The sequence below is a fragment of the Brevundimonas sp. UBA7664 genome (assembly GCF_002483305.1).
Classification (GTDB): Bacteria; Pseudomonadota; Alphaproteobacteria; order Caulobacterales; family Caulobacteraceae; genus Brevundimonas.
Genome location: NZ_DLHQ01000030.1, coordinates 1 through 26,220, shown reverse-complemented (window position 1 = coordinate 26,220; position 26,220 = coordinate 1). Strand labels below are relative to the sequence as shown.

Genomic DNA, 26,220 nt, shown 5'->3' with positions numbered 1-26,220 from the left:
CACATCGCTTTCGGCTTGCCTCCTGGCCAGGCAAGAAAAGCACGCCGTCACGGACCCGCTAAGAATGGGTCCGCACCCTAGGCTTACTTGCCGAACTTGGCGAAGGTGGTGCGCAGTTCTTCCACCACTTCGTTGGCCCGCTTGTTCAGCGTCTCGAAAGTCTCGGTGTTGGTCTTGGTCGCCAGCTCGGCCAGTTCCTTCAGGTTCAGCAGCGCCTTCTCCACGGCGGACTTGATCTGCTCGGCCTGCTTGGTCGGATCGATATCCTTGGCGCCCTTGGCCATCACATCCTTGACCTGGGCGGTCAGTTCCTCGATGCCCTGCTGAAACAGCTCGGCCTGGCGCTTGGCCAGCGCCTGATAGCCTTCAAAAGCCTTCTTGTTGGCAGCGGCAATGGCATCCATATTCTTCTTCTGCGCGGCGGCCAGCGCATCGGCATCAAAGCCCGGCAGCTTGTAGCCGGCAAACATCTGCTGGGCATCAAACAGCTTCGGGTCGAACATCTTGTTGAAGTCAAAAGCGGCGGCGAAGGGGAACTCGGTCTTGGTCATGATGGAACGCTCCATGGCTGGCTGGCGCGGCTGGGCCAAAGGTTGCACTGGTAATGGTGCCGGGAATGCCCTGAATATAGGCAGCGGCCGAAACGCGGTCAAGTAGTTTTTTGTGCAGTGCAGCAAAAATTTAAAATGTTATAAATTATATAGTTATGGATTTACTCGGCCTGCTTATTTCGCATGCGCGAAAATATGCCGCCGATTCCGCTCCTACCCGCAAGCCCCCCCTCGGCCTGGCCAAGCCGCTTGTCGAGATGCGCCATGGTGCGGGCCAGATCGGCACTGTCATCGGCCAGCCAGACCCTCAGCGTGTCGAGATAAATCGCGCCCAGCGCCTTACGCCGCACAGCGCCGCGCAGGCTGGCGGCATCAAGCTGCGCTGCTGCCAAAGCCCAATCCAGGCTGCGCTTCAGGCCGCTTTCGGCGAAACACAAGGCCGCCAGCGGATCGCGCGGCAATTCGCGCAACAGCACCCGCATCGCTTCCTTATGCGGCGCCAAGGCATCGAAGCGCGCCATCAGCACCTCGAATAACCGGTCTTTCACACTGGCTTCTGCCATTGCCGCGCTGCCCAAAGCCTCCAGCATCTGGCCATCGATGCGAGCGGCAAAACCACGCAGCAGGGCCAGTTTTGAGGGATATTGGCGATAAAGCGTCGCCAGCGGCAGGCCGGCGGCCTGGGTGATGTTGCCCTTGGGCCCCGTGGCGGCCAGCGCCTTCGGGTCGAGGTTGTTCTCGGTCACCACGCGCTGCACGGCGGGCGAGAGATGCGGGGCGTCGGATGCCGGAGCGGCGGCGGGCGCGGCGGGCTGGGCCGGAGCGGGGGCGGCGGCCTCGCCCGAGGCGGCGATGCTGCCGATCTGCTGGCCCGGGGTGACGGTCGAGCCGGCCTCGGCGGCGATGGTCAGGACGCCGGCGGCGGGGGCCGACACCTCGACCGCGACCTTGTCGGTCTCGATCTCGACCAGCATTTCATCCTTGGCGACCGTGTCGCCGGACTTCTTCAGCCAGGTCCCCATCGTGCCCTCGGCGACGCTCTCGCCCATGGTCGGGGTCATGATGGCGACGGAACCGCCGGAAGCCGCGGGCGCTGCGGCGGGCGCGGCCTCGGCGACGGGAGCCGGCGCCTCGGCTTTCGGCGCCGGGGCGGCCCTGACTTCAGCCTTGGGGGCCTCGGCGGGCGCGGCGGCGGACGCGCCTTCGGTGACCACGCCGAGCACGGCGCCCGGCATCACGGTCTCGCCGTCCGGGGTCTTGATCTCGGACAGCACGCCGTCGGCGGGCGACACCACTTCCAGCGAGACCTTGTCGGTCTCCAGCTCGACCAGCACCTCGTCCTTCTTCACGGCGTCGCCGGCCTTCTTCGTCCATTTGCCGATCGTGGCTTCAGTGACGGATTCGCCGAGGGCGGGGGTCAGGATGTCGGCCATGGGAGGGGCTTTCTAACTTCTTGCTTTTGGCATCCCGGAAACCGCGCAGCGGTTATCCGGGACGGGAGGGCTTATCAGGCGAAGGCGTCGGTCAGGAAGGCGTCGAGTTCTTTCAGGTGCCGGCTCATCAGGCCCGCGGCGGTCGAGGCCGAGGCCGGACGGCCGACGTAGCGGGCGCGTTTGGCCTTGATGTCCAGCTTGTCCAGCGTCAGCTCCAGCCAGGGATCAACGAAGGTCCAGCCGCCCATGTTCTTGGGCTCTTCCTGGCACCAGACCAGCTCGGCGTTCGGGAAGCGCCCCAGTTCGGTCAGCAGCGACTTCATCGGCCACGGATAGAACTGTTCCAGCCGCATCAGATAGACGTCGTCCCCGCCCTTGCCCTCGGCCACATCCTTCTCGCGCCGCTCCAGCAGGTCGTAATAGACCTTGCCCGAGCACAGGACGACGCGACGGATGTCCGCATCCGGCTTGATGGCGATGCCGGCGACCTCGGGCCGCGTCTCGGCGTCGTCGTGCAGGACGCGGTGGAAGGAGCTGCCCTCGGCCATCTCGGCGAGGGCCGAAACCGCCTTCTTGTGCCGCAGCAGGCTCTTGGGCGTCATGATGATCAGCGGCTTGCGGAACGGCCGGTGCATCTGGCGGCGCAGGATGTGGAAATAGTTGGCCGGGGTCGAGCAGTTGGCGACCTGGATATTGTCCTCGGCGCACTGCTGCAGGAAACGCTCGAGACGGGCCGAGGAGTGTTCCGGCCCCTGGCCTTCGTAGCCGTGCGGCAGCAGCATGGTCAGGCCGCACATGCGCAGCCATTTGCGCTCGCCCGAGGTGATGAACTGGTCGATCACGACCTGGGCCCCGTTCACGAAGTCGCCGAACTGGGCCTCCCACATCACCAGGGTGTTGGGGTCGGTCAGGGCGTAGCCGTATTCGAAGCCCAGCACCGCCTCTTCCGACAGGGCCGAATCGATCACCTCGTATTCGGCCTGGCCCTCGCGCAGATTGTTGAGCGGGACGTAGCGGGCCTCGGTGGTCTGGTCGACGATGCCCGAATGGCGCTGCGAGAAGGTGCCGCGCACCGAGTCCTGGCCCGACAGCCGGACCGGGAAGCCCTCGTCCAGCAGCGAGCCGAAGGCCAGGCTTTCGGCCGTGGCCCAGTCGATGTTCTGGCCCGAGGTGATCATCTCGCGCCGGCCGTCCATGACGCGCTTCAGCGTCTTGTGCATGTCGACGTCGTTCGGGATCGTGGTCAGGCGATGGCCGAGGTCGGCCAGCTTCGCCGCCGGGACCGAGGTCTCGCCGCGCCGCTCGTCGCCCTCGGGCAGGCCGATGCCCTGCCACTGGCCGTCCATCCAGTCGGCCTTGTGCGCCTCGAACGTCTTGCCGGCCTCGAACTCGGCGTCGAGGAAGGCCTCGAAGCGGGCGACCTCGGCGTCGACGGCGGCCTGGTCGATCACTCCCTCGGCGACCAGACGCTCGGCGTAGATCTCGCGCGTCGATTTCAGCGCGCGGATCTTCGAATACATCAGCGGCTGGGTGAAGGTCGGATCGTCGCCCTCGTTGTGGCCGAAGCGGCGGTAGCAGAACATGTCCACCACCACGTCCTTGTGGAATTTCTGGCGGAACTCGGTGGCCACCTTGGCGGCGAAGACCACGGCTTCCGGATCGTCGCCGTTGACGTGGAAGATCGGCGCCTGGACCATCAGGGCCACGTCCGACGGATAGGGGCTCGAGCGGCTGTTGCGCGGGCTCGTCGTGAAGCCGATCTGGTTGTTGACGACGAAATGCATCGTCCCGCCGGTGCGGTAGCCCTTCAGCCCCATCAGGGCGAAGCATTCGGCCACCACGCCCTGGCCCGCGAAGGCGGCGTCGCCGTGGATCAGCAGGGGCATGACCTTGCTGCGGTCCAGCGCCAGTTCGTCGTCGGCGGCGTCGCCGGTCGCGCGGGCCTCGCGGATGTCGAACGCCTGTTTCGCCCGCGCCTTGCCCAGCACCACCGGGTTGACGATTTCGAGGTGCGACGGGTTGGCGGTCAGGGACAGGTGGACGCTGTTGCCGTCGAACTCGCGGTCCGACGAGGCGCCCATATGGTATTTGACGTCGCCCGAGCCCTCGATGTCTGAGGGCACGGTCGAGCCGCCCTGGAATTCGTGGAAAATGGCGCGATAGGGCTTGCCCATCACCGCCGCGAGGGTGTTCAGCCGCCCGCGGTGGGCCATGCCGAAGACCATCTCGTCGACGCCCAGGGCGCCGCCGCGCTTGATGATCTGCTCCAGCGCCGGGACCATGGCCTCGCCGCCGTCCAGACCGAAACGCTTGGTGCCGGGGAAGCGTTTGTGCAGGAAGCGTTCGAAACCCTCGGCCTCGATCAGCTTGTTCAGGATCGCCAGCTTGCCCTCGCGGGTGAAGCCGTTCTGGGCGAATTTGTCCGAACCCTCGAACCGTGCCTGCAGCCAGTTCTTCTCGTCCGGCTCGGCGATATGCATGAACTGGATGCCGAGCGTGCTGCAATAGGTGCGTTTGAGCAGCGCCAGCACCTCGCGGATGGTGCCGGTCTGGAAGCCGAGCACGCCGTCGAGGAAGATCGGCCGGTCGAGATCGGCTTCGGTGAAACCGTAGAATTCCGGGGTGAGCTCGGGATTGCTGGTGGGCTGTTCGATGCCCAGCGGATCGAGATTGGCCTGCAGGTGGCCGCGCACGCGGTAGCTGCGGATCAGCATCAGGGCGCGGATCGAATCATGGGCGGCGGCGCGCACCGCCTCGGCCAGGACGGCGGGGTCGGGCGCAGCGGCGACCGCGGCCGGGGCGGGTGCGCCCGGCTTCTTCGGATCAGGCTTCGGAGCGGGCCAGCGGCCGTCGAACACCCCGGTCGCCTCGGTCGGCTCGGCGGCGACCTTGCGGCCCCACGAACCCGCGGCGCCCGAGGCCTTCACGCTCTCGGCGTTGTCGCGCAGCTGGTCGAAGAAGGCGCGCCACTCGGCCGAAACGGACGCCGGATCGGCGGCCCATCTGCCGTGCAGGTCCTCGATGAACGAGGCGTTGGAGCCATACAGGAAGCTGGTCTCGGCAAAGACCTGGTTCAGCCGACCGGCATCGTCCGCCATAGTTCTCGTCGCATCCCTTGGGCGGCGCGCGCACGCCTGCGCGCGACCGGCGCCGCTGATATAGGCGCTGTTTCCTTATGGGTCATGACCGAATGGGGGCGAAAGGGCGGAAATTCAGCGAAATCCGGTGAATTTCGCCGCTTCCATGCCCCACTGGTGGGACATAACTTCAGCCCTTGAGCACGTCCACGAGGGTCGCACCGAGCCGCGCCGGCGAGTCCGACACCCGGATGCCCGCGGCCTGCATGGCGGCGATCTTGGACTCCGCATCGCCCTTGCCGCCCGAGACGACGGCGCCGGCGTGGCCCATGGTGCGGCCCTTGGGGGCGGTGCGGCCGGCGATGAAACCGACCATCGGCTTGGAGCGGCCCTTCTTCGCCTCGTCGATCAGGAACTGGGCCGCGTCCTCCTCGGCCCCGCCGCCGATCTCGCCGATCATGACGATCGACTGGGTCTCGGGGTCGGCGAGGAACAGCTCCAGCACGTCGATGAACTCCGTGCCCTTGACCGGGTCGCCGCCGATGCCGACGGCCGTGGTCTGGCCGAGGCCCTCGTTCGAGGTCTGGAACACCGCCTCATAGGTCAGGGTGCCCGAGCGCGAGACGATGCCGACATTGCCCTTCTTGAAGATCGAGCCCGGCATGATGCCGATCTTGCACTCTTCGGGAGTCAGGATGCCGGGGCAGTTGGGGCCCAGCAGGCGGGAGCTCGACCGGTCCAGCCGCGCCTTGACCCGCACCATGTCGAGCACCGGGATGCCCTCGGTGATGCAGGTGATGAAGGGGACCTCGGCCTCGATGGCCTCGATGATGGCGTCCGCGGCGCCCGCCGGCGGAACATAGATCACCGAGGCGGTCGCGCCCGTGGCCTCTTTCGCCTCGGCGACCGAGGCATAGATCGGCAGGGTCTCGCCCTCCGAGCCGGTCCAGTTCGTGCCGCCCTTGGCCGGGTGCACGCCGCCGACCATCTTCGTCCCGTAGTAGCGGAGCGCCTGTTCGGTGTGGAAGGTGCCGGTCTTGCCGGTCAGGCCCTGGACGATGACCTTGGTGTTCTTGTCGACGAGGATGGACATGATCAGCTTTCAGTGCGTCGGGAGTGTCGTGGCTTCTGGAGCCACGCTGGAATGGAAAAGGAAGGGTCCGGCTCGGGCGGTACGAACCTGGATGGCGTGGATTGTGCCGCGTGATCTCGCCGCAGCCTGAAGCTTGGCATCGTCGGCGTCCACAAGATCAAGCTGCGGCGTCACTTGATCGGGGCCGCCGGAATATATCCACGAGGTCCAGCCTTGGGCCGAGCGCGCGGGCGCGAAACCGGCCCAGCCAGTCACCTGCTCTACGAGTTCGGCCTCGACGGCTGGCCCCATGACCGAGCAGACCGGCACCGACAGACCGGTCGGGGAAGCAATGAAGCCCACCATTGCCATTTCCGGAGCGGGAGTGCCGGTCGCGGGATCGCTCATCAAGGTGACGGACGAATCAGCCGGCAGGTTTGCGCTACGCGGGTCTGTTTCCCATCCGGCCTGATTGAGCGCGCTGACCGCGCTTTCCGGCACGCCTCCCGTTTCAAGACAAAATCTCCTGAAGGTATCGAAGGATTGGGCCGCTGCCGGTGTGGCGGCCGCCACGGCAACAATCGCCAGCGTCAGGCACAGACCCCTCGCCATCACCCCACCGCCGCAACGATCTTCTGGGCCGCGTCGTCGAGGTCGTCCGCCGCCGTGATCGCCAGGCCCGACTCGTTCAGGATGCGCTTGCCCTCGGCGACATTGGTGCCTTCGAGGCGCACGACCAGCGGCATCTTCAGGCCGACTTCCTTCACCGCCGCGACCACGCCCTCGGCGATGACGTCGCAGCGCATGATGCCGCCGAAGATGTTGACCAGAATGCCCTCGACCGCGGGGTCGGCGGTGATGATCTTGAAGGCCGCCGCGACCTTTTCCTTGGAGGCGCCGCCGCCGACGTCGCAGAAGTTGGCCGGCTCTTTTCCGTACAGCTTGATGATGTCCATCGTCGCCATGGCCAGGCCGGCGCCGTTGACCATGCAGCCGATGTTGCCGTCCAGCGCCACATAGGCAAGGTCCCATTCCGAGGCCTCGATCTCCTTGGCGTCTTCCTCGGTCTCGTCGCGCAGTTCCTTGATGTCCGGGTGGCGGAACAGGGCGTTGCCGTCGAAGCTGACCTTGGCGTCCAGCACCCGCAGATGACCGTCCTTCATGACGATCAGCGGATTGACCTCCAGCATCGACATGTCGGTGTCGACGAAGGCCTTGTAGAGGATGGGGAACAGGGTCTTGCCGTCCTCGGCCGCTGCGCCGTCCAGTTTGAAGGCGGCGTTGATCCTGGCCACGTCTTCGGCGGTGACGCCGGCTTCCGGGTCGATGACGATGGTCTGGATCTTCTCGGGCGTGTCATGGGCGACGGCCTCAATGTCCATGCCGCCCTCGGTCGAGACGACAAAGGCGATGCGGCCGTACTGGCGGTCGACGAGCAGCGAGCAATACAGCTCGCGGTCGATGTCGGCGCCGTCCTCGATATAGAGGCGGTTGACCTGTTTGCCGGCGTCGCCGGTCTGGGCGGTGACCAGGGTGTTGCCCAGCATCTCCTTCGCGTGCTTGACCACCTCCTCGATCGAGAAGGCGAGGCGGACGCCGCCCTTGGCGTCGGCCGGCAGTTCCTTGAACTTGCCCTTGCCGCGGCCGCCCGCGTGGATCTGCGACTTCACGACGTACAGGGGCCCGGGCAGCTGCCTGGCGGCGGCTTCAGCCTGATCGGCCGAGGTGATGGCCACGCCTGCCGCGACCGGTGCGCCGAAGCCCTTCAGGACCTGCTTGGCCTGATACTCGTGAATGTTCATGAATGCCGCCTTGGGAGGAGAGTCGGCGTGCTTATAGGACCCGCGCCTTCGCGGGTGCAACCGGGGGCGGGCGAATGGGCCGGTTCTAGTCGACCCAGTCCTTCTTCAACGTCCGCGAGGCGCCGATCAGCAGGACCGAGGCCAGCAGATAGAAGCCCATGCCGGTGTAGATGGCCCAACGCAGGCTCTCGTCGCCGAAGCGCGGGGCCAGCAGGTCGCTCATCCAGCCGAAATAGTAGAAGCCGACGGCGATGCCGAGCAGATTGTTGATCAGCAGGAACAGGGCCGAGGCCGTCGAACGCATCGGCGCCGGGACGAGGTGCTGGATCGAGGCCGTGATGGGCCCCAGCCAGGCCAGGTTCAGACCCGTCGGAATCAGGAAGATCAGGAAGGCCAGGATCAGCTGCTGCGCATTGGTGCCGCCGCCCGGGATGACCAGGCCGATCAGCCACGGCGAGTTCATCGCCAGGATGAACATCGGGGCCGAGATCAGGAAGGCGATGGCCGGGGTCAGGGGATAGGCCCCCTTGCCCCGCTTCGACAGCTTGTCGGCGATAGCGCCGCCCAGCCAGATGCCAAGGGTGCCGCCGATCAGGGCGATGCCGGCATAGTACCAGCTGGTCTGGGGCAGGGTCAGGCCGAAGCTGCGCATGAAGAACAGCGGCAGCCAGCCGGCCACCCCGTAGCCGCAGACGGAGGACGAGGCCGCGCCGAGGGCCAGAAGCCAGAAGCTCGGCTTGGGGATGACCGCCGAGGCTGTGCGGCGGGCGATGGTCAGGGAGATGCCGATGACCATGGCCAGCAGGCCGCCGAAGGCGAACACCAGCGGATTGCCCAGAGCCAGACCGCCGAAATGGATCAGGGCCGCGAGAGTCAGGGCGCCCGCGCCGATCCCCAGCATGATGAGGGCCGCGACAGCGCCCGTCTTGCCCGACCCGACCACCGGCGCGGCGGCGATGACGGCGAGTTCCGCCTCGGTCTTGATGGCGTCTGTCCCGCCTCGCTTGGGATTGCGCACCGTCAGCAGCAGCACCGGCGCCAGCAGCAGGCCCAGCAGGCCGACAACGATGAAGGCCGTGCGCCAGCCATAGGCGTCCGCCAGCAGGCCGCCGACGAGGGTTCCGGCCGCCGTGCCGAGCGGAATTCCGAAGGCGAAGCCGGCCAGGGCGCGCGCGCGCTGATGCGGCGGGAAATAGTCGGCGACGAGGGAATAGGCCGGGGCCACCCCGCCCGCCTCGCCCACGCCCACGCCCATGCGGAACAGGAACAGCTGGGTGAAGGAGGTCGCCACGCCACACAGGGCGGTGAAACCGCTCCACACCGCCAGCGCCCCGGTCATGATCCAGACCCGACTGTAGCGGTCGGCCAACCAGGCCAGGGGAATGGCGAGGGTCGAGTAGACCGAGGCGAAGGCGATGCCGCCCAGCAGACCGAACTGGCTGTCGGACAGGCCGAACTCCGCCTTCAGCGGCGCCGCCAGGATGCCGATGATCTGGCGATCCAGGAAGTTGAGCATGTAGACGAGGATCAGGATCGCCAGGACGTAGAAGCGGTATCCGGGCCGTTCGGCCGGCGCGGCGGCGTCCGTGGCGGTCATGGCGTTTCCCTCGACTTGGTCTTCTTGTTGGACGGACGGTAGCGTCGCTTTGAAGCAGCGCCAAAGAAAAAGGGCGGCGGCTCAGGTGAACCGCCGCCCTTGATCGTGCGGGATCAGGCTCGGCCTAGTAGCGGGCCGAGAGTTTGATCATCCAGGTCTGCGGCGCGCCGTAATAGGCGGTGCGGATGCTGCCGACCGAGGAGAACTCCTGGGCGTCGGTCTTGTAGACCTCGTCCGAGAGGTTCTGGCCGTAGACGCCGATCGAGTAGCGGCCCGAGGCGTCGTTGAAGACGGCGCGCGCGTCGTAGAGCCAGTAGGCGTCCTGGAACATGCCCGGCAGTTCGACCGTGCTGTTGGTCGGCGTATTGTCGACCGTCAGCGCCATGCGCGAGCGGTATTTGGCCGCGCCGCCGAGGGTGATGTCGCCGCCGCCCGGCATTTCGATGACGTACTGGGCGCCGTAGCGCGCCGTCCAGGTCGGCGAGAAGGCCGGCTCCTGGAAGGCGCGGCTACCGCCGGTGGAGGTGAAACGGGCGTCGGCGAACTCGTCGTAGGTGGCGTCGAGATAGCCAATCTGGGCGTCCACCGAGAAGGCGTCCGTGACCGCGACGGCGCTTTCAATTTCGAAGCCGAAGATGTCCAGCGCGCCGGCGTTGATCACGCTGAGCACGGCCAGCGGCAGATTGGTGATCGGATCCACGTCGAGGCCCGACACCCGTGCCTGGAAATTCTCGTACCGGGTCTGGAAGGCGGCGATGTTGAACCGGAAGCGATTGTCCCACGTCGTCGTCTTGACGCCGATTTCGTAGCTGTCGGCGGTTTCGGGCTGGTAGGCGGTGGATTCGGTTGGGGAGTTGGCGCGACCGTTATAGCCGCCTGATTTGAAGCCTTGGGAATAGCGGGCGTACATCAGGATGTCCTCGGTCGGCTGGTAGTCCGCCGACACCATCACCGAGGTGTCGTCGAACTTCGCCACCGGAGGCGCGAAGGGGTAGGTGGCATTGAAGCCCGGAAGCAGGCTGTAGAAGGTCGACGTCGTCCGGTCGTAGTCCTTTTCCTCTTCGGTGAACCGCACGCCGCCCGAGATGCGGAAGGCGTCGGTCAGCGCATAGGTGAGGTTGCCGTACGCCGCCTGCGAGGTCGTCTCCAGGGTGTCGTCCACCGTGCGCAGGAAGCCCGAGTTCAGGAACAGGGGGCCGAGCAGATCGTCCGCATAGGCTTCCTGATGCGAGTCGATCGTTTCCTTGAGGTAATAGAGTCCGCCCACAGCGGTCAGCGGGCCGGATTCGTAGGTCAGTTGGAATTCCTGGCTGACCTGGTCCTGATCGACCGCGACGAGCGCCGAGCTGACTTCTTCCGCGGTGGCGTCGAAGTCAATGTAGTCATCCGTATTCAGCCTGCGATAGGCCGTGATCGACTTCAGCGTCAGACTGTCGCTGAAATCATAGGCGATGCTGGCCGAGACGCCGCGCGACTCCAGGCGGGTTTCATTGGGCAGGTCGGGGTCGACCTCGGTCTGGAAATTGTATTCCGCCAAGGGCAGCGGCACCGCGACGATCGTCTGGCCGCTGAAGCCGATCAGGCTGTTGGTGGCCTGTCCGACGGTCAGGCCGGCGTCGTCATGCGAATAGTCGCCGGTGATGTCGATCCGCAGGTTTGCCGCCGGATCCCAGGCGAACGTCCCGCGCACGGCATTGGTGTTCTTGTCGTTGTACTCTTCACCCGTGGTCGGGTTGGTGACATAGCCGCCGCGCTCCGAGTGCAGGGCCGACAGGCCGAACGCCATCGTGTCGCTGAGCGGTCCCGAGACGGCGGCCTGGATATCGATCATGTCGTAGTCGCCATAGGCGACCGAGCCCCGCGCCCGGAACTCCTGGCCCGGCCGGCGCGACACCAGCTTCAGGGCGCCGCCAATGGTGTTCTTGCCATACAGCGTGCCCTGCGGGCCGCGAAGAACCTCGATCCGTTCCAGGTCCAGCAGGTCGAACTGGGTGCCGCGGATACGGCTGTAGTAGACGTCGTCGACATAGACGCCGACCGCCGGATCGAACGTCTGCAGGGCATCAGGCTGACCGATGCCGCGGATGTAGATGTTCGTGGCGTTCGACGAACCGCGGCCCTGCACAATATTCAGGTTCGGCACGGCGCCTTGCAGATCCGTGACCTGCTGGGCGCCCTGACGCTCCAGCGCCTCGCCCGAGAAGGCGGTGACCGACAAGGGCGTGGTCTGCACGGACTCTTCGGTCCGGCGGGCGGTGATGATGACGTCGTCCAGACCCGCGGCCTCTTGAGGCGCGGCGTCCTGGGCCATGGCGAAGGTGGACAGCGCGCTCCAGGCGGCGCCGGCGAGCAAGGCGGTCTTTACATAGCGATTCATAGGTAGCCCCAATTCTGTGTTTCCAACCGATGACGCTTTTTATTCAGCGTTCAATGATTTTCCGGGACCGTAATCGTTTTCAGCCCGCTGTCAAACGGCGCAGCTTCTCCGCCTCAACCGGCGCCCGAACCTGTGGCGCCGTTGCACAGGCAGGGAATTGCAGCCTAGTCATGGGCCATGACCCAGCCCGATGCGCCGCCGGCCCGGCGTGGCCGCCCGCCCAAAGCCAAGACCGCCGGCTCTGCGGACACCCGCGACCTGATTCTGGACGCGGCGGAGGACCTGTTCTCGAAGCACGGCTTCTATGGCGTCACCATCCGCGAGGTGGCGCGGGAAGCGGGCGTGGATACGGCGCTGGTCCACTACTATTTCGGGGCCAAGCGCGGGCTGTTCGACGCGGTGTTTCTGAGACGGGCGGAGGTCTGGAACAACGAACGGGTCGAGGCCATCAACCGCTATGCCCGGGAGCGGGAACCGGGCGAGATGACGCTGGAGGGCCTGTTCGAGGCCTTCCTGCGGCCGCCGTTCCAGTGGTCGTTGAAGGGTGGGCCGGGGTGGAAACACTATTCGGCCCTGGTGGCCCAGACCAACGCCAATCCGACCTTCGGCGGCGAGACCATGGCCCGCTACTACGACCCCGCGATCCGGCGACTGATCGAGCTGATCAAGGTCATCCTGCCGGAGGCCGCCGACGTCGATCTTTACTGGGCCTATCACAATCTGTCGGGCGCGCTGACGCTGACACTGGGCGAGACGGGGCGGCTGGACCGGTTGTCGGGCGGCCTGTGCCGGTCGGGGGATCTGGAGACGGCGGGCGACTATATGGTGCGGTTCGCGGCGGCGGGGTTCCGCGCGGTCTGCGGGCCGGCGGAGAAGGCGTGAGCGAGACCTCGCCATCGCCGGACGTGGTGCGGCTCACGATCGACCGCAGCCTGCTGCGCGGACTGGGCGTGGCGCTGGCGGCGGGGGTGGTGCTGGCCCTGACCGAGGCGTTCGGCATGAGCGGGACCTCGCTGCTGTTCCGGCTGGGCTACTGGCTGCCGCTGATGCTGCTCGGCGCGATCTGGGGGCATCTGTGCTCCCTGCTGGTTGAGCGATATGTCGACATGGACCTGCGGCCGCTGCTGGCCGTGGTCGCCCTGACGCTGGTGATGTCGGGGCCGCTGGCGGTGATGGTCTGGGCCGTCACCGGCTGGTTCTTTGACGGCGACGGGTCGATCACGCTCGCCAGGCTGCCGGAGTTCATCGGCCCGGTGCTGGTGGTGACAGGGACGATCAGCGCCCTGAACGTCTTCCTCGCGCGAACGCCGGTGCAGACCCATGCGGCGGCGCCCGGGGCGAAGCCGGCGCGGTTTCTGGACCGGCTGCCGTTCAAACTGCGGGGCGCGGTCATCCGGGCGGTGTCGTCCGAGGACCATTATCTGCGCGTCCACACCGACCGCGGCTCGGACCTGATCCTGATGCGGCTGTCGGACGCCCTGGCGGAGCTGGAGGGCCTGGAAGGCGCGCAGACGCATCGCAGCTGGTGGGTGGCGAAGGATGCGGTCCGGGGCGTGAGCCGCGGCGACGGGCGGGCGACCCTGACGCTGGAGGGCGGGATCACGGCGCCGGTGAGCCGCCGCTACGCCCGGGCCCTGCGCGAGGCCGGCTGGTACTAGGCCTTCTCGTTGGCCTACCGCGCTTCGCGCTACTTGAGGCCGGCCGCCTCATCCAGCCCATATGCCGTGGAAGCTGGCCGGCAGGGCCGCGTCGGCGCGCCAGGTGGCGATCGGGCCGTCCTCGATCCGGGCCGCGTCCAGCACATGCAGTTCCGACGCCCGGGCCGGCAGGTTGAGGGTCGGCCCGACCAGCCAGCCGTCGTCCTCGGCTGAACCGCCCGGGCGCGGGACGAAGACCATCTCGTCCATCACGTGATCGGCCCCGAAGTCGAAGACGCGGGTCCGGCCCGAGCCCCAGTCGGTCAGGCCGATGGCGCTGGCGAAGGGGCGGCCCGGCGTCTCCTCGGCCGAGTGCAGGGTGAAGCGGCGCGGCAGACCGGCGCGGCGCGGGTCGCTGCGCGGAAACTCGGCGACATGGTCCGTGCGCTGAAGGTCGGCCGAGCCGTCGGCGCGGAGATGGGCGAGGGCGAGGCGGGCCGGTTCGCCGTTCAGCGGCACGCCGTTCAGGATCTCGGTGGCGCCGCGGGCGGCGAAATCCATGTCGCGGTGGGCGCAGAGATCGAAGCGGATGTCGTCGCCGTCCGACCAGGCGTCGCCGAGGTGGAAGAAGCCGAAGGCCGGGAGCTCGAACACGCGGCGCTTCGTCAGGTCGTCCTTGTCGATGACCAGCACCTGGGTCCCCTCGTCGGGCCGCCATTCGAAGCCGTCGGCGAAGGGCATGGTCATCCGCGCCTGCACCCAGGGCTGGAGCACGATGACGAGGTGACGGGCGGTGGCGGTGAAGTCGTGGAGATAGCTGGCGCGCGGCAGGTCGATCAGCGTCGCCGCCTCCAGCGCGCCCGTGGGCGAGAGGCGCCAGACCATGGCCTGGCCGCCGCCCATGCCGAGGTTCCAGATGCGGCCGTCCGGCTCGCGGCGCGGGTGGGCGAGGAAGGGCATGCTCTTCAGGTCCGCCCGGTGGGTGACCATGCCGCGGGTCGCCAGGGTCTCGGGGTCCATGGCCACGGCCGAGCCGCCTTCCCACAGGGCCCAGAGGGCGTCGCCGGCCATCAGCACCGAGGTGTTGGCGGCGTTGGCGTCGTCGTTCGAGCCGATCTCGGCGCGGGGGTCTGCGGCGGTGCCGAAGCCGGGCATGACCATGGCGTCGAGCCGCGTCTCCTGCCGGCGCTTCGGCGTGTCGACGAAGCGGGCGGCCAGCTCGGCCCGGCCGTCCGAGATGCGGAAGCGGCGCACCAGGCCGTCGCCGTCGAACCAGTGGGTCGCCGAGCCGCCGGGGCGGCGGAATTTGGCCGGCCCGTTGCGGTACAGGGCGCCCTCCAGCCCGGCCGGGGCCCGGCCGTGGATCAGGCGCATGGCGTGGGGCGCGATGTCGGCCTCGACGTCGGCGGTGGCCAGGCCCCAGTCGGTCGCGGTCCGCATCGCGGTCATGGCGCGGACGGTCTCGGGGGTGACCACGGCGGCGGACAGGGCGGCGGCGCCCATGAGGAAATTGCGGCGGGAGGCGTGCATGGGAAGTCTCCTGATGGGCGCTGCGAGGATCGGATCAGCGGATGCTGATCGTTTGCGTCGTCTCGCCGGAGACGGTGAAGCGGGCGCGGTCCCAGCGGGCGGGGCCCATGTTGCCGACGGCGTTGTTGGAGAAGGCATAGGGCTCGGTCGGCATGCCGAAGGGGTTCATGTTCATTTCGCCGTCGCCGTTGACGTCGTGGAACGCCTTCACCGCATAGTCGCCGGCGGGCAGGTTTTCGAAGGTGGCGACGACCGGGCCCGAGGCGCGGACGGCGGTGGCGGCGACGGGGCGGCCCGAGTCGCTGTCGAAGGCGGCGGCCGAGTCGAACAGGGCGACCATGACCATGCCGGTGCGGGCGCCGGTCTCGAAGGTCAGGACGATCTGGCTGTCGGCCGACTGGGCCAGGGCGGGGGCGGCGGTGAGCAGCAGGGCGGCGGCGGCGGCGGTGGCGGCGAGGCGGATCATGGCGGGGTCCTTCATGTACGGGGCCCGACGACCGGGCCGTTTTCGATGGACCGACCGTGCGGGGCCGCCGGGGCCGCCGCCACGCCGGTTGCGGCTTCGGGCGGGCGCCGTTCGCGAATGACCGCGGGTGTTCGTTGGCGAAACGTGGGTGAACAGGCGGGTTGCGTTCTCCCTCCCCCGAAGTGGGGAGGGACGGCGAAGCGAAGCGGAGCCCGGGTGGGGAACGCCAGTCGCGCACCGGCGGCGCCAGGCTTCGCAATTCCCCACCCGGATCGCTCCGCGATCATCCCTCCCCACTTCGGGGGAGGGAGAGCCCCAAAAAATCGCGAAAAGCTGCCTTCTCGCCCCTCGGGTTTCGGGGGTTGGGCGCCGGACCTGGGGCGGCCGGGCGGGGGCTGGATCGGATTGTCAAAGACCGGACAGGCCATGGCCCGGTTTGTCCCGGGCCCTGTGCCGTTGAGTCTAACCCGGCGCCGGCGAAGGCGGGATAAAAGGCGGCCGGGACACTTCCCAGAGGGGCGAGACGGGAGAGTCCGGGGTTCAAAGGGGTGGGATGATACGGGGCGGGAAGGCAGGCGGGGGAGGTGATGCCGCTGTTGGGGCACTGACGCCCGGCGTGTCAGGATGGCGTCATGAGCGAGGCGCGCGAGGCGGTTCTGGAGTTCATCGCGGAGGTCTGCGAGCGGGCGCGGCCCGTGGCGGATGACGTGGACCTGTTCGACGCCTTCGGGATCGACGGCGACGAGGCCTCGGATTTCACGGACGCGTTCTTCGCCCGGTTCGAGGTCGATGCGACGGACTACCGCTGGTATTTCCACCATGGCGAGGAGGGCTCGAATCCCGGCGCGCTCTTCTACAGGCCGCTCTACCGGCGCTTCGGCCATATCCCGATCACCGTCGCCACCCTGACGGAGGCCGTCCGCACGCGACGCTGGCCGATCGTCTATCCCGAACACAGCGTGCCCCGTCGGCGGTGGGATATGGTGATCAACCAGGTCCTGACGGTGGTGGTCCTGATCGGGCTGGCGGTGTTGGGGTGGATGAAGTTCGCGGGATAGGCGGCGGGCAGCGGCGTTCCTTCTCCCATCGGGAGAAGGTGGCCCGAAGGGCCGGATGAGGGTCGGGCGGTGGAAGCGGCGAAGCCGCCCCCGGACCGTCGACCCACACCCTTTCGCGCCAGAACGACGGCTGCGCCGCCGTGCGCTCAAGCCCTCTCCCCATGGGAGAGGGGGCGCTGAGGCGGCCCGCGTCATAGCCCGGTGCGCCGAGGTCCGGACGATGCCATAAAGGCCCCGTGGATGAGCCGTCAGAACATGCTGACTTCTATGGCGTCCTCGGCCGCGCAACGATGCAGGCCGGGCAGGCCGAACTGCGCTTCTACCCCTTCGTTTTTTCGACCACGCCGGACGCGAAATGCGTGTTCGTCGCGAAGTTCGACGCGGCCCGCTTTCAGGAAACCGACATCGCGTCCCTGATCGGCCAAGAGGTGGAGGTCACCCTCTTCCCGGACCGCGCCGAGCTGTTCGACCCGTATGATGGCGAGGCTCCCACCATTCTGGGCGCCGGCTCGGTGGCGGCGGCGTGGTCTGCCTATGACACTCAGGACTTCATGGAGCACGCCGTCAGGCTGGAGGGCGAGGTCGAGCGGCTGGCTCTGGCTTCCAGCAAGGCTTTCCGGAAGGATCTCCGGGGGCTGGCCCTGACGCAGGAGCTGATGCGCCGCGCCCGGATCAAGGCGGCGGCGTCCGATGACCACAAGGCCCGCCAGGCCGCCGCGATCGCGGTTCTGGAGCGACTGCTCACCCATTTCGAGAGCAAGGATTAGCGGGGCCCTTCTCCCGCTGGGAGAAGGTGGCCCGAAGGGCCGGATGTGGGTCGGGTGGTGGAAGCGGCGAAGCCGCCCCCGGACCGTCGACCCTCACCCTTGAGCGCAAGGTAGCGTGGCTGCCACGCCTAGTCCGGCAATGATTAGGCCGAGCACGCCGATCGTTATGCCGTCGAGACTCATGGTTTCCCTCCACAGAGGTCAAACCTTAGGGGAATCTCATCTCAACGCAAAAGTTGAGCTAGACAGGACTTTGAGGACGCGATGGTAAGGGCTCCTCCAACGCACGTCTTCCCGATCCCGGGTCCGCTTTCGCGGCCCGGGATGACAAGGGACCTAATGCACCCGCGCCTTCCCGATCACCAGCCCGCCCTCCCCCGCTGACACGGCGATCACGCTCCCGTCCTCGATCTCCCCGGCCAGCAGCTTCTTAGCGATCGGGTCGACGAGGTCCTTCTGGATGACGCGCTTCAGCGGGCGGGCGCCATAGACCGGGTCGTAGCCCTTGTCGGCGAGCCAGGCGTAGGCGCTGTCGTCGAGCGACAACGTCAGCCGCCGGTCGGCGAGGAGTTTTTCGAACCGGGTCATCTGTATGCGGACGATGCCGGCCATCTGGTCGCGGCCGAGGCGGCGGAAGAGGATGATCTCGTCGATGCGGTTCAGGAACTCGGGGCGGAAATGGCCGCGGACCTGTTCCATGACGTAGGGGCGCACCGTCTCGACATCGTCGCCCTCGCCCTGGTTGGCCAGGGCCTCTGACCCGAGGTTGGAGGTCATGATGATCAGGGTGTTCTTGAAGTCGATGACGCGGCCCTGGCCGTCGGTCAGGCGGCCGTCGTCGAGCACCTGGAGCAGGACGTTGAAGACGTCGGGGTGGGCCTTTTCGACCTCGTCGAACAGGACGACCTGATAGGGGCGGCGGCGCACGGCCTCGGTCAGGGCGCCGCCCTCGTCATAGCCGACGTATCCGGGCGGGGCGCCGATCAGGCGGGAGACGCTGTGCTTCTCCATGTACTCCGACATGTCCATCCGGGTGATGGCGGCCTCGTCGTCGAACAGGAAGGCGGCCAGGGCCTTGGTCAGCTCGGTCTTGCCGACGCCGGTGGGGCCGAGGAAGAGGAAGCTGCCCAGCGGGCGGTTGGGGTCGTTGAGGCCGGCGCGGGCGCGGCGCACGGCGTCGGCGACGGCGGTCAGGGCCTCGTCCTGACCGACCACGCGGGCGCGCAGGGCGTCCTCCATGGCCAGCAGCTTCTCGCGCTCGCCCTCCAGCATCTTGTCGACGGGGACGCCGGTCCAGCGGGAGACGACCTGGGCGATCTGTTCGGCGTCGACGACCTCGGGGGTCAGGGGGCCGGGCCCTTTTCCGTTTTTTTGGTCGGCCTCAGCGGCCTCGGCGTCGGCGAGCTGTTTCTCGATCTGGGGGATCTGGCCGTAGGCGATCTCGGACGCGCGGCCGAGGTCGCCGGCGCGCTGGGCGGCGGCCAGTTCGGCGCGCAGGCGGTCGAGGGTTTCGCGCAGCTGGGCGCCCTGGCCGACCTTTTCCTTCTCGGATTTCCAGCGCGTGGTGAGGTCTTCGGATTCGCCCTCGAGGTCGGCGATCTCGTCCTCCAGCTTTTCGAGACGGGCGACGGAGGCCTTGTCGGTCTCCTTCCTCAGGGCCTCGCGTTCGATCTTGAGCTGGACCAGACGGCGGTCGATCTCGTCCAGCGCCTCAGGCTTGGAATCGACGGCCATGCGGACGCGGCTGCCGGCCTCGTCGATCAGATCGATGGCCTTGTCGGGCAGGAAACGGTCGGTGATGTAGCGGTGGCTGAGGGTGGCGGCGGCGACGATGGCGCTGTCGCTGATGCGGACCCCGTGGTGGACCTCATACTTCTCCTTGATGCCGCGCAGGATGGAGACGGTGTCCTCGACGCTGGGCTCCTCGATGAAGACGGGCTGGAAGCGGCGGGCGAGGGCGGCGTCCTTCTCGACGTGTTTGCGGTACTCATCCAGCGTGGTGGCGCCGACGCAGTGCAGCTCGCCGCGGGCGAGGGCGGGCTTGAGCAGGTTGGAGGCGTCCATGGCGCCGTCGCCCTTTCCGGCGCCGACCAGGGTGTGCATCTCGTCGATGAACAGGATGATGCCGCCTTCGGCGGCGGTGACCTCGGCCAGCACGGCCTTGAGCCGCTCCTCGAACTCGCCGCGATATTTCGCGCCGGCGATCAGGGAGCCCATGTCGAGGGCCATGACGGTCTTGTCGCGCAGGGATTCCGGCACGTCGCCGTTGACGATGCGCAGGGCCAGGCCCTCGACGATGGCGGTCTTGCCGACGCCGGGCTCGCCGATCAGGACGGGGTTGTTCTTGGTGCGGCGGGCGAGGACCTGGATGGTGCGGCGGATCTCCTCGTCGCGGCCGATGACGGGGTCGATCTTGCCGTCGCGGGCGGCCAGGGTCAGGTCGCGGGCGTAGCGTTTGAGGGCGTCATAGGCGTCTTCCGCCCCGGCGCTGTCGGCGGTCTTGCCCTTGCGGACCTCGGCGATGGCGGCGTCGAGTTTGTCGGGTGTCGCGCCGACGGATTTCAGGACTTCGGCCGCGACGCCGCCCTCGCGGGCGATGGCGGAGAGCAGGCGTTCGGTGGTGACGAAGGCGTCACCGGCCTTTTTCGACGCGGCCTCGGCGGCGGCGAAGACCCGGGCGGTGTCGCCGTCGAGATAGATCTGGCCGTTGCCGCCGCTGACCTGGGCGCGCTTTTTCAGCGCCGTCTCGGTGGCGAGCTCGGCCTTGGCCGGGTCGCCGCCGGCGGCGGTGATCAGGTTGCGGGCGAGGCCGTCGCGCTCCTCCAGCAGCACCTTGAGCAGGTGTTCGGGGGCGAACTGCTGGTGCCGGCGGGCGAGCGCCAGCGACTGGGCGGACTGAACGGCCTGTTTGGCGCGGTCGGAGTAGAGGTCGAGGTTCAAGGCAGTCCCCTGTCAGGCGGATGGAGCCACAGGCGCCCTTTCTGGAAGCGACGCCTTGATATGTCGCAAACGTGGGTGTGGCGAACGGGGGCTACAAGGGGTGGCGGACCGGACCGGTCGCGCTACGGTGAGAGCGCCGAGGAGACGTCTTTGATCCCCCATTCCGCCTGGCCGGTCGACCCCGGCGTCATCCTTCCCTTCCTCGTGGCCGTGGTGCTGATCGAGCTGACGCCGGGCCCGAACATGGGCTGGCTGGCGCTGGTCTCGCTGGCGCGCGGGCGGCCGGCGGGGTTTGCGGCGGTGGCGGGGGTGACGGTGGGGCTGGCGGCGTGGATGCTGGCCGCCGCCTTCGGCCTGACCCAGGTCCTGCTGATCTGGCCGCCGCTGTATCAGGGGATCCGCTGGGCCGGGGTGTTGTTCCTGCTGTGGCTGGCGTGGGAGGCGTGGCGCGGCGAGGGCGATCCGGCCGCCGGCGACGGCGCCGAGGTGCGGACGATGCGCGGCCTGTTCCTGCGCGGCATGACCGGCAATCTGCTGAATCCCAAGGCGGCGGTCTTCTATGTCGCCCTGCTGCCGACCTTCATGCGGCCCGATCACGGATCGCCGCTGACCCAGGCGCTGACGCTGGGCGGGCTGCATCTGGTCGTGGCGGTGGCGGTGCATTCGATCATCGTGCTGGGCGGGGCGGGCGCGAGCGGCCTGGTGCTGAAGCGGGTGCAGGGGCCGGTGCTGCGCGCGGGGATGGCCGGCGGCATCGCCGTCGTGGCCCTGTGGATGGCGTGGGAGACACGGGGCTAGAGCGGGGGTTGAGGCGGCGATGGACAGGGTCCGCGCGGGCGGGCTAGCGTCCGCCTCCAGTCCGTCGGGAGCCGCCTCATGTCCATCCGTCTTACGCGCCGCGCGGCGCTGGTTTCGTCCGTGGCCGGCGCGGCCGCCCTGCCCTCCACCGGCTGGGCCCAGGCCGCGGCCAATGACAGCGCTACGCTGGCGGAGCAGGTCGACGCCTTCGTGAAACAGACCATGGCCGGCTTCCCGGATCAGCCGGCGGTGTCGGTGGCCCTGGTCAAGGACGGGCAGGCGGTGCTGACGCGGGGCTATGGCGTGCGGGCGATCGGCGGAGCGGCGGTGGATGAGCACACGCTGTTCGCCATCGCCTCGAACACCAAGGCCGTGACCTGCGCCGCCCTGGCCATCCTGATCGACGAGGGCAAGGTGAAGTGGGACGAGCCGGTGCGGACCTATCTGCCCGACTTCGCCCTGTCCAAGCCCGAGCTGAACGACATGGTGACGGTGCGCGATCTGGTCAGCCACCGGATCGGCTTCGGCCTCGGGGCCGGCGACCTGCTGTTCTGGCCGAACAGCGACCGGACGCGGGCGGAGATCATGGCGGCGGTGCCGCATGTGCCGATCGAGGATACGTTCCGGACGACGTACCACTACTGCAATCTGATGTTCGTGGTGGCCGGCGAGGTGATCGCGGCCGCGTCGGGGATGGCATGGGAGGATTTCATACAGACCCGGATCCTCGACCGGCTGGGCATGAGCGAAACCCTGCCGCTGATGACCGCCGCCGATCCGGCGAAGTCGGCCCTGCCGCACGGCCGGCTGGGGCCGCCGCTGCGCTATCAGGGCGAGATGCAGACCATCGGCCGGTCGATCCAGGAGGTGTGGAACTGGTCCTCGGCGGGGGCGGCGGGCGGCTTCGTCACCACCCCGGTGGACTGGGCCAAATGGATCGCGGTGCAGCTGGCGCGCGGCGCCCTGCCGGACGGGACGCGGCTCTATTCCGAGGCGCGGGCCAACGAGATGTGGCGGCCCAACATCATCATCGGCAGCTCGGCCGGGCCGACGGCGACCCTGCCGGGGCGGGCCATCGCCTCGACCTACGCCACCGGCTGGCAGGTGCAGGACTATCGCGGCGAGCGGATGATCACCCATGGCGGCGGGGCGCCGGGCTATGTCTCGGGCACGGTGCTGATCCCGGGGCGGAACGCGGGCTTCTCGTATTTCACCAATGCCGAGGAGGGGATGCTGACGCGGGCGCTGCGCAGCGGCATCACCGACATCGTCATGGGCAAGACGGATTTCGACTGGATCGCCGATGGCCAGCGGCTGCAGGCCGAGGGGAATGCGCGGTCGGTCGAGGCGGCGGCGGCGATCGACGCCAAACAGTCCGCGGGGGCGCGACCGTCCTTGCCCTTGGCGGCCTATGCCGGGACGTGGCGGGACCCCTGGTACGGGGATATCGTCATCGAGGAGATGGTCGTCGTCACGAGTCATGCGCGTCGGCCCGTAGGACGGCCGACGCTCGACCTTCGCTTCTCCAGGACACCGGCGCTCAGTGGCGCGCTCGAGCCCTATGACGGCGACACCTTCCGCACCCGCTTCCACGACAAGCGGGAAGAGGACGTCTTCATCACCTTCACCCTGGAGAACAGCCGGCCGGTTTCGGCGACGATGAAGGCCGTCAGTCCGGATGCGGACTTTTCGTACGACTATCACGACCTGCGCCTGACGAAGGTTTGAGGCGATGATCGAACTCGCCTTCGCCGTGGCGCTGGCCGCCGGCGCTGCGCAGGCGCAGGAGGTTCCCGCGCCGCCGGCGTGCCGGGGCGCGTTCGAGAGCATCGACTGGCAGGCCTGCGCCGACGCCGCCGGCCAGGGCACGCCCCCCTATTCCCTCGCCATGATCAATCTCGGCACCCAGGCCTATCTGGAGGGCGACTACGCCGGGGCGCTGCGCTTCTATGACAAGGCGGAGACGCCGGGCCAGGAGGTGTTCTCGGACGTGATCCTGCACACCTTCCGCGGCGACAGCTACCAGCGCGCCGGCCGGGCGGCGGAGGCCCTGGCGGACGCCAATCGCGCCTGGCTGATGCTGGTCGACGACCCCTCGGTCGCGGGCGATCCCCGGGATCGCCGGCCGATCAACGACGATCTTCGGTTCGAGGTCCTGATCCGCATCCTGCCGATCCTGAAGGATGGCGACGCCGCGACCTTCGCATCGGCCCGCGCCATGTTCATCGCCCTGCCCGCGGAAGACTGGGCGTCCCTGAGCAACCGGGCCGCCACCCTGGAGCAGATCGGCGAGTACGACGCCGCGCTGGTGGACAGCAAACGCGCGGTCGATCTGCAGCCCGACGACGCAGGCTCGTTGAACAACCACTGCTACGTCCTGACCCAGGCCGGGCGGGCGGAGCAGGCCCTGCCCTGGTGCGAGCGGGCCGTGGCGCTGGCGCCGGAGATCGCGCCCATACGGCATTCGTATGCGACGGTGCTGGCGGCGCTGGGCCAGTGCGCCCAGGCCGACCGGCAGCTGGCCGAGGCGCGACGTCTGGAGCCCGGCGCCGCCCTGTACCGCGAGGCGCTGACCTGTACGGCGAAGGGGTGAGGCGGCGGGACCTCATCGTCGGCGCGGCCGTGATGATGACAACGGCCGCAACCGGCGCGAACGCCGCCGGTGTACGTGACGGAGAGCCGTTCATGAATGACGACCAGTTCTGGGCCATCGTGGACCGGACCGCCCTCCACCAAGCGGACACGCGTGTGCAGACGGAGGCCCTGCGACAGGCGTTGGAAGCCCTGACGGCCGACGAGGTTGTGGCTTTCACCAACACCATGCAACGGCACCTCGCGCGGGCGTATCGATGGGACCTGTGGGCCGTCGGCTACATCATCGAAGGGGGTATGTCGGACGATGGCTTCGAGTATTTCCGGCGATGGCTGCTGTCGAAGGGCCGGACCCTGTTCGAGCGGATCCTGGCTCACCCCGATGACCTCGCCGACCTTCTCGCCGACGGCACCGAGGGCCATCTGGACTACGAGGCGTTCGCCGCGGTGTCGTGGGATGTCTGGGGTGAGAAGACCGGATCCTCCCCCGACGAGATTCCGCTCTATCTGGACCTGATGACTGACGGAAAGGACCCGACGGGCGAGCCCTTTCAGGAAGACCCGGCCTGGCTGGCAGCGAACTTCCCGAGGACCTGGGCCCGGTTCGGAGGCTGATCGTCCGGGTTGGCCGGCAGCCGTCTGGCTTGGTTGCCTACTGCGCCGGGCGCGACCGGCTGGCCTCGAGGATCGGCATGGCGGCTTCGGTCGGGATGTAGATGACCTCGCGGCCCGGCTTGCCGGCGGTCTCCTCCAGCATGTGGATGTAGGACCAGCGCAGATAGTTCTCGGGGCCGCCGAGGCTCTCGGCCATGATGCGGTTGGCCTCGTTGGTGCCGCGGGCGCGGGCGACCTCGGCCTGGGCGGTCAGCTGGGCGGAATCGAGGGCGGCCTGGGCTTCCAGCACGCGGATGCGGCGGTTCTGCACTGCCTCCTCATAGGCGGCCTTGCCCTGCATCTGCTTGGCGTAGACGTTGTAGGTCGGCATGCCGACGAGCGCGATCAGACCCACGATGGCGATGAGAATGACCGAACCGATGGTGAGGCTGAACCCGCGCATGAAACCCTCCTGACGACACGGGGCCGCCCCGCGCCGCCAGACTCGCCGCCCCCGTCACGGGGGTCAAGGGCGGTCAGCGGACGAGTTCGAGGATCTCCAGCTTGGAGTCTACCTTCGGCCACGGAAGCACGAGCCGCCAGCGGTTCGGACCGATGCGTTCGAACACGCCGACCTGGTCGCGGGCGGGCTGGTCCCCGTAGTCCGGATAGCCAGGCTCATCCATGCCCCAGGCCTGGGCGCCGACGAAGATCAGGCGACGATCCGTGTCCGGATAAAGCAGGCCGCGCGTGCGCTGTGAGCCGGTGGTCTTGGTCAGGACCAGGTCGCCGCCCGGCGTCAGCTCGATAGTGCAGCGGAAGAACGGATATTCGAGATAGCCGAGGCCGCCGGGCGAGTTGCTGCCCAGTTTGATGGCGCGGCAGCGATAAGTCCCCGGCGCAGGCTGAAGCCGGCCGGCCTGGCCGGCGTTGGGGTCGACCAGCGGGCCGAGGGCCTCGACCTGGGCGGCGAAGCCCTTGTCCTCGGCCTCGGCGCGGCCGAGACGCCAGGCCTGGTCGAGACGGCCGAGGTTGGCCGCGTCCGTCGCGGAGACGACCTGGCGCCAGTCGGCGGTCCCGCCCTGTTCGCCGTCGGCGGGCGGCGCAGTGGGTGCGGGCGTGGCGGGATCGGCGGCGGGCGGGGGGACGGGGGCCGCCGGCGCGCCGTTCACGGGCACCGCCGGATCGGCGCCGGGCGCGGAGGCGTCGCCGCAGGCGGCGAGCAGGGCGGCGAGCGAGACGATGACGGCGAGGTGGCGCATCCGGGCTGTCCTTCGGTTGAACGAAGCAAACGGTCCGGGTCGGCGGTGGTTCAACGGACCGGCGCCCGGCGACGTCGGCGAACCGTCCGTCAGGCCGGGACCAACTCGATCAGGTCGAGGTTGGACTCATTCTGGGGCCAGGGGATGACCAGACGCCAGCGGCGGTCGCCGATCCGTTCGAGCACGGCGACGAGGTCGCGGTCGGGGCGCTGGCCGTAGGAGTTGGCGGGCGGCTCCGAGGCGAGGGACATGGAGCCCAGCATCACCATCTGGCGGTCGTTCTCAGGGAACAGCAGGCCGCCGGGTCGCTGGCTGCCGGTCAGTTTGGAGAATTTGAGGCCGTTGGCGGTCGCTTCGATCCGGCAGGCGAACCAGCCGTAGACGACGTAGCCGAGACCCTCCTCGCCGCCCTGGGAGCCGAGTTTGACGGTGCGGCAGCGATAGTCGCCGGGCGGGGGCGCGACGGGGGACCGGGCGGCGTCGGGTTCAATCAGCTCGCCGAGGGGACCCAGATCGCCGGAGCCGGGCTGGCGGCGCGCCTGCTGCAGGGCCAGGGACCAGGCGGCATCGCGGCGGCTGTAGCGGTCGCGATCGGGGGCGGTGACGATGCCGCGCCAGTCGCGCAGGGCGCCGGCCTCGCCGGGGGGCCCAGATCGCCGGAGCCGGG

The 26,220-nt window shown here is 68.3% G+C and carries 22 protein-coding genes; 8 read left to right on the top strand and 14 right to left on the bottom strand.

Annotated features, from left to right (window positions below; all coding sequences use genetic code 11):
• Positions 1–83: 83 nt before the first annotated feature.
• The 8 genes from B2742_RS08175 to B2742_RS08135 form a co-directional block, all read right to left on the bottom strand.
• Complete coding sequence (locus tag B2742_RS08175; RefSeq protein WP_292064950.1) at positions 84–551, bottom strand: phasin family protein; 468 nt, start codon at positions 549–551, stop codon at positions 84–86.
• A gap of 161 nt (positions 552–712) precedes the next feature.
• Positions 713–1,984 (bottom strand): biotin/lipoyl-containing protein, encoded by a 1,272-nt coding sequence (locus tag B2742_RS15525; RefSeq protein WP_414633053.1) that lies wholly within the window; start codon positions 1,982–1,984, stop codon positions 713–715.
• 74 nt (positions 1,985–2,058) lie between these two features.
• On the bottom strand, positions 2,059–5,082 hold the full coding sequence (locus tag B2742_RS08160; RefSeq protein ID WP_292064948.1) for a 2-oxoglutarate dehydrogenase E1 component: 3,024 nt from the start codon (positions 5,080–5,082) through the stop codon (positions 2,059–2,061).
• 169 nt (positions 5,083–5,251) lie between these two features.
• Positions 5,252–6,154, bottom strand: a complete 903-nt coding sequence (gene sucD, locus B2742_RS08155) for a succinate--CoA ligase subunit alpha (protein WP_292064945.1) — start codon at positions 6,152–6,154, stop codon at positions 5,252–5,254.
• A 9-nt stretch (positions 6,155–6,163) separates the two neighbouring features.
• Positions 6,164–6,745 (bottom strand): hypothetical protein, encoded by a 582-nt coding sequence (locus tag B2742_RS08150; RefSeq protein ID WP_292064943.1) that lies wholly within the window; start codon positions 6,743–6,745, stop codon positions 6,164–6,166.
• On the bottom strand, positions 6,745–7,935 hold the full coding sequence (gene sucC, locus B2742_RS08145; protein ID WP_292064939.1) for an ADP-forming succinate--CoA ligase subunit beta: 1,191 nt from the start codon (positions 7,933–7,935) through the stop codon (positions 6,745–6,747). Before sucC ends, B2742_RS08150 begins: the two co-directional genes overlap by 1 nt.
• Before the next feature lie 85 nt (positions 7,936–8,020).
• Entirely contained in the window at positions 8,021–9,532 is a 1,512-nt protein-coding gene (locus tag B2742_RS08140; RefSeq protein WP_292064937.1) for a spinster family MFS transporter, read from the bottom strand.
• A gap of 124 nt (positions 9,533–9,656) precedes the next feature.
• Entirely contained in the window at positions 9,657–11,909 is a 2,253-nt protein-coding gene (locus B2742_RS08135; protein ID WP_292064935.1) for a TonB-dependent receptor, read from the bottom strand.
• Positions 11,910–12,086: 177 nt separating this feature from the next.
• Between B2742_RS08135 and B2742_RS08130 the strand changes: the two genes are divergently transcribed.
• Both B2742_RS08130 and B2742_RS08125 read left to right on the top strand, forming a co-directional pair.
• On the top strand, positions 12,087–12,791 hold the full coding sequence (locus tag B2742_RS08130) for a TetR/AcrR family transcriptional regulator (RefSeq protein ID WP_292064933.1): 705 nt from the start codon (positions 12,087–12,089) through the stop codon (positions 12,789–12,791).
• Complete coding sequence (locus B2742_RS08125) at positions 12,788–13,567, top strand: LytTR family DNA-binding domain-containing protein (RefSeq protein ID WP_292064930.1); 780 nt, start codon at positions 12,788–12,790, stop codon at positions 13,565–13,567. The genes B2742_RS08130 and B2742_RS08125 overlap by 4 nt, the downstream gene beginning before the upstream one ends.
• 48 nt (positions 13,568–13,615) lie before the next feature.
• On the opposite strand, the gene B2742_RS08120 is transcribed toward B2742_RS08125, so the two are convergent.
• Entirely contained in the window at positions 13,616–15,076 is a 1,461-nt protein-coding gene (locus B2742_RS08120; RefSeq protein ID WP_292064929.1) for a carotenoid oxygenase family protein, read from the bottom strand.
• 34 nt (positions 15,077–15,110) lie between these two features.
• Positions 15,111–15,542 carry a DUF2141 domain-containing protein gene (locus B2742_RS08115; protein WP_292064927.1) on the bottom strand — a complete coding sequence of 144 codons (432 nt, stop codon included), beginning with the start codon at positions 15,540–15,542 and terminating at the stop codon, positions 15,111–15,113.
• Between the two features lie 632 nt (positions 15,543–16,174).
• Here B2742_RS08115 and B2742_RS08110 point away from each other — a divergent pair.
• Together B2742_RS08110 and B2742_RS08105 are read left to right on the top strand one after the other, a co-directional pair.
• Positions 16,175–16,600 carry a DUF1493 family protein gene (locus tag B2742_RS08110; protein ID WP_292064926.1) on the top strand — a complete coding sequence of 142 codons (426 nt, stop codon included), beginning with the start codon at positions 16,175–16,177 and terminating at the stop codon, positions 16,598–16,600.
• 236 nt (positions 16,601–16,836) lie between these two features.
• Entirely contained in the window at positions 16,837–17,367 is a 531-nt protein-coding gene (locus tag B2742_RS08105; protein WP_292064925.1) for a hypothetical protein, read from the top strand.
• A 336-nt stretch (positions 17,368–17,703) separates the two neighbouring features.
• Here B2742_RS08105 and clpB read toward each other — a convergent pair whose 3' ends face one another.
• Positions 17,704–20,307 (bottom strand): ATP-dependent chaperone ClpB, encoded by a 2,604-nt coding sequence (gene clpB, locus B2742_RS08100; RefSeq protein ID WP_292064924.1) that lies wholly within the window; start codon positions 20,305–20,307, stop codon positions 17,704–17,706.
• Between the two features lie 150 nt (positions 20,308–20,457).
• On the opposite strand from clpB, the gene B2742_RS08095 reads away from it, so the two are divergent.
• From B2742_RS08095 to B2742_RS08080, 4 genes are all read left to right on the top strand, one after another.
• Positions 20,458–21,105: a LysE family translocator gene (locus B2742_RS08095; protein ID WP_292064922.1), complete on the top strand. Its 648-nt coding sequence runs from the start codon at positions 20,458–20,460 to the stop codon at positions 21,103–21,105.
• A gap of 78 nt (positions 21,106–21,183) precedes the next feature.
• Complete coding sequence (locus B2742_RS08090) at positions 21,184–22,833, top strand: serine hydrolase (protein ID WP_292064921.1); 1,650 nt, start codon at positions 21,184–21,186, stop codon at positions 22,831–22,833.
• Between the two features lie 4 nt (positions 22,834–22,837).
• Positions 22,838–23,698 carry a tetratricopeptide repeat protein gene (locus tag B2742_RS08085; RefSeq protein WP_292064920.1) on the top strand — a complete coding sequence of 287 codons (861 nt, stop codon included), beginning with the start codon at positions 22,838–22,840 and terminating at the stop codon, positions 23,696–23,698.
• The gene (locus tag B2742_RS08080) at positions 23,695–24,312 is read left to right on the top strand and encodes a DUF4240 domain-containing protein (protein WP_292064919.1); all 618 of its coding nucleotides are present in this window, start codon (positions 23,695–23,697) and stop codon (positions 24,310–24,312) included. The genes B2742_RS08085 and B2742_RS08080 overlap by 4 nt, the downstream gene beginning before the upstream one ends.
• A 37-nt stretch (positions 24,313–24,349) precedes the next feature.
• Here B2742_RS08080 and B2742_RS08075 read toward each other — a convergent pair whose 3' ends face one another.
• The 3 genes from B2742_RS08075 to B2742_RS08065 all read right to left on the bottom strand — a co-directional run.
• Positions 24,350–24,754, bottom strand: a complete 405-nt coding sequence (locus B2742_RS08075) for a hypothetical protein (protein WP_292064917.1) — start codon at positions 24,752–24,754, stop codon at positions 24,350–24,352.
• Between the two features lie 73 nt (positions 24,755–24,827).
• Positions 24,828–25,553 carry a DUF4893 domain-containing protein gene (locus B2742_RS08070; protein ID WP_292064916.1) on the bottom strand — a complete coding sequence of 242 codons (726 nt, stop codon included), beginning with the start codon at positions 25,551–25,553 and terminating at the stop codon, positions 24,828–24,830.
• A gap of 89 nt (positions 25,554–25,642) precedes the next feature.
• Positions 25,643–26,220, bottom strand: a 578-nt coding sequence (locus B2742_RS08065) for a DUF4893 domain-containing protein (RefSeq protein ID WP_292064915.1), incomplete at its 5' end; no start/stop codon positions are given.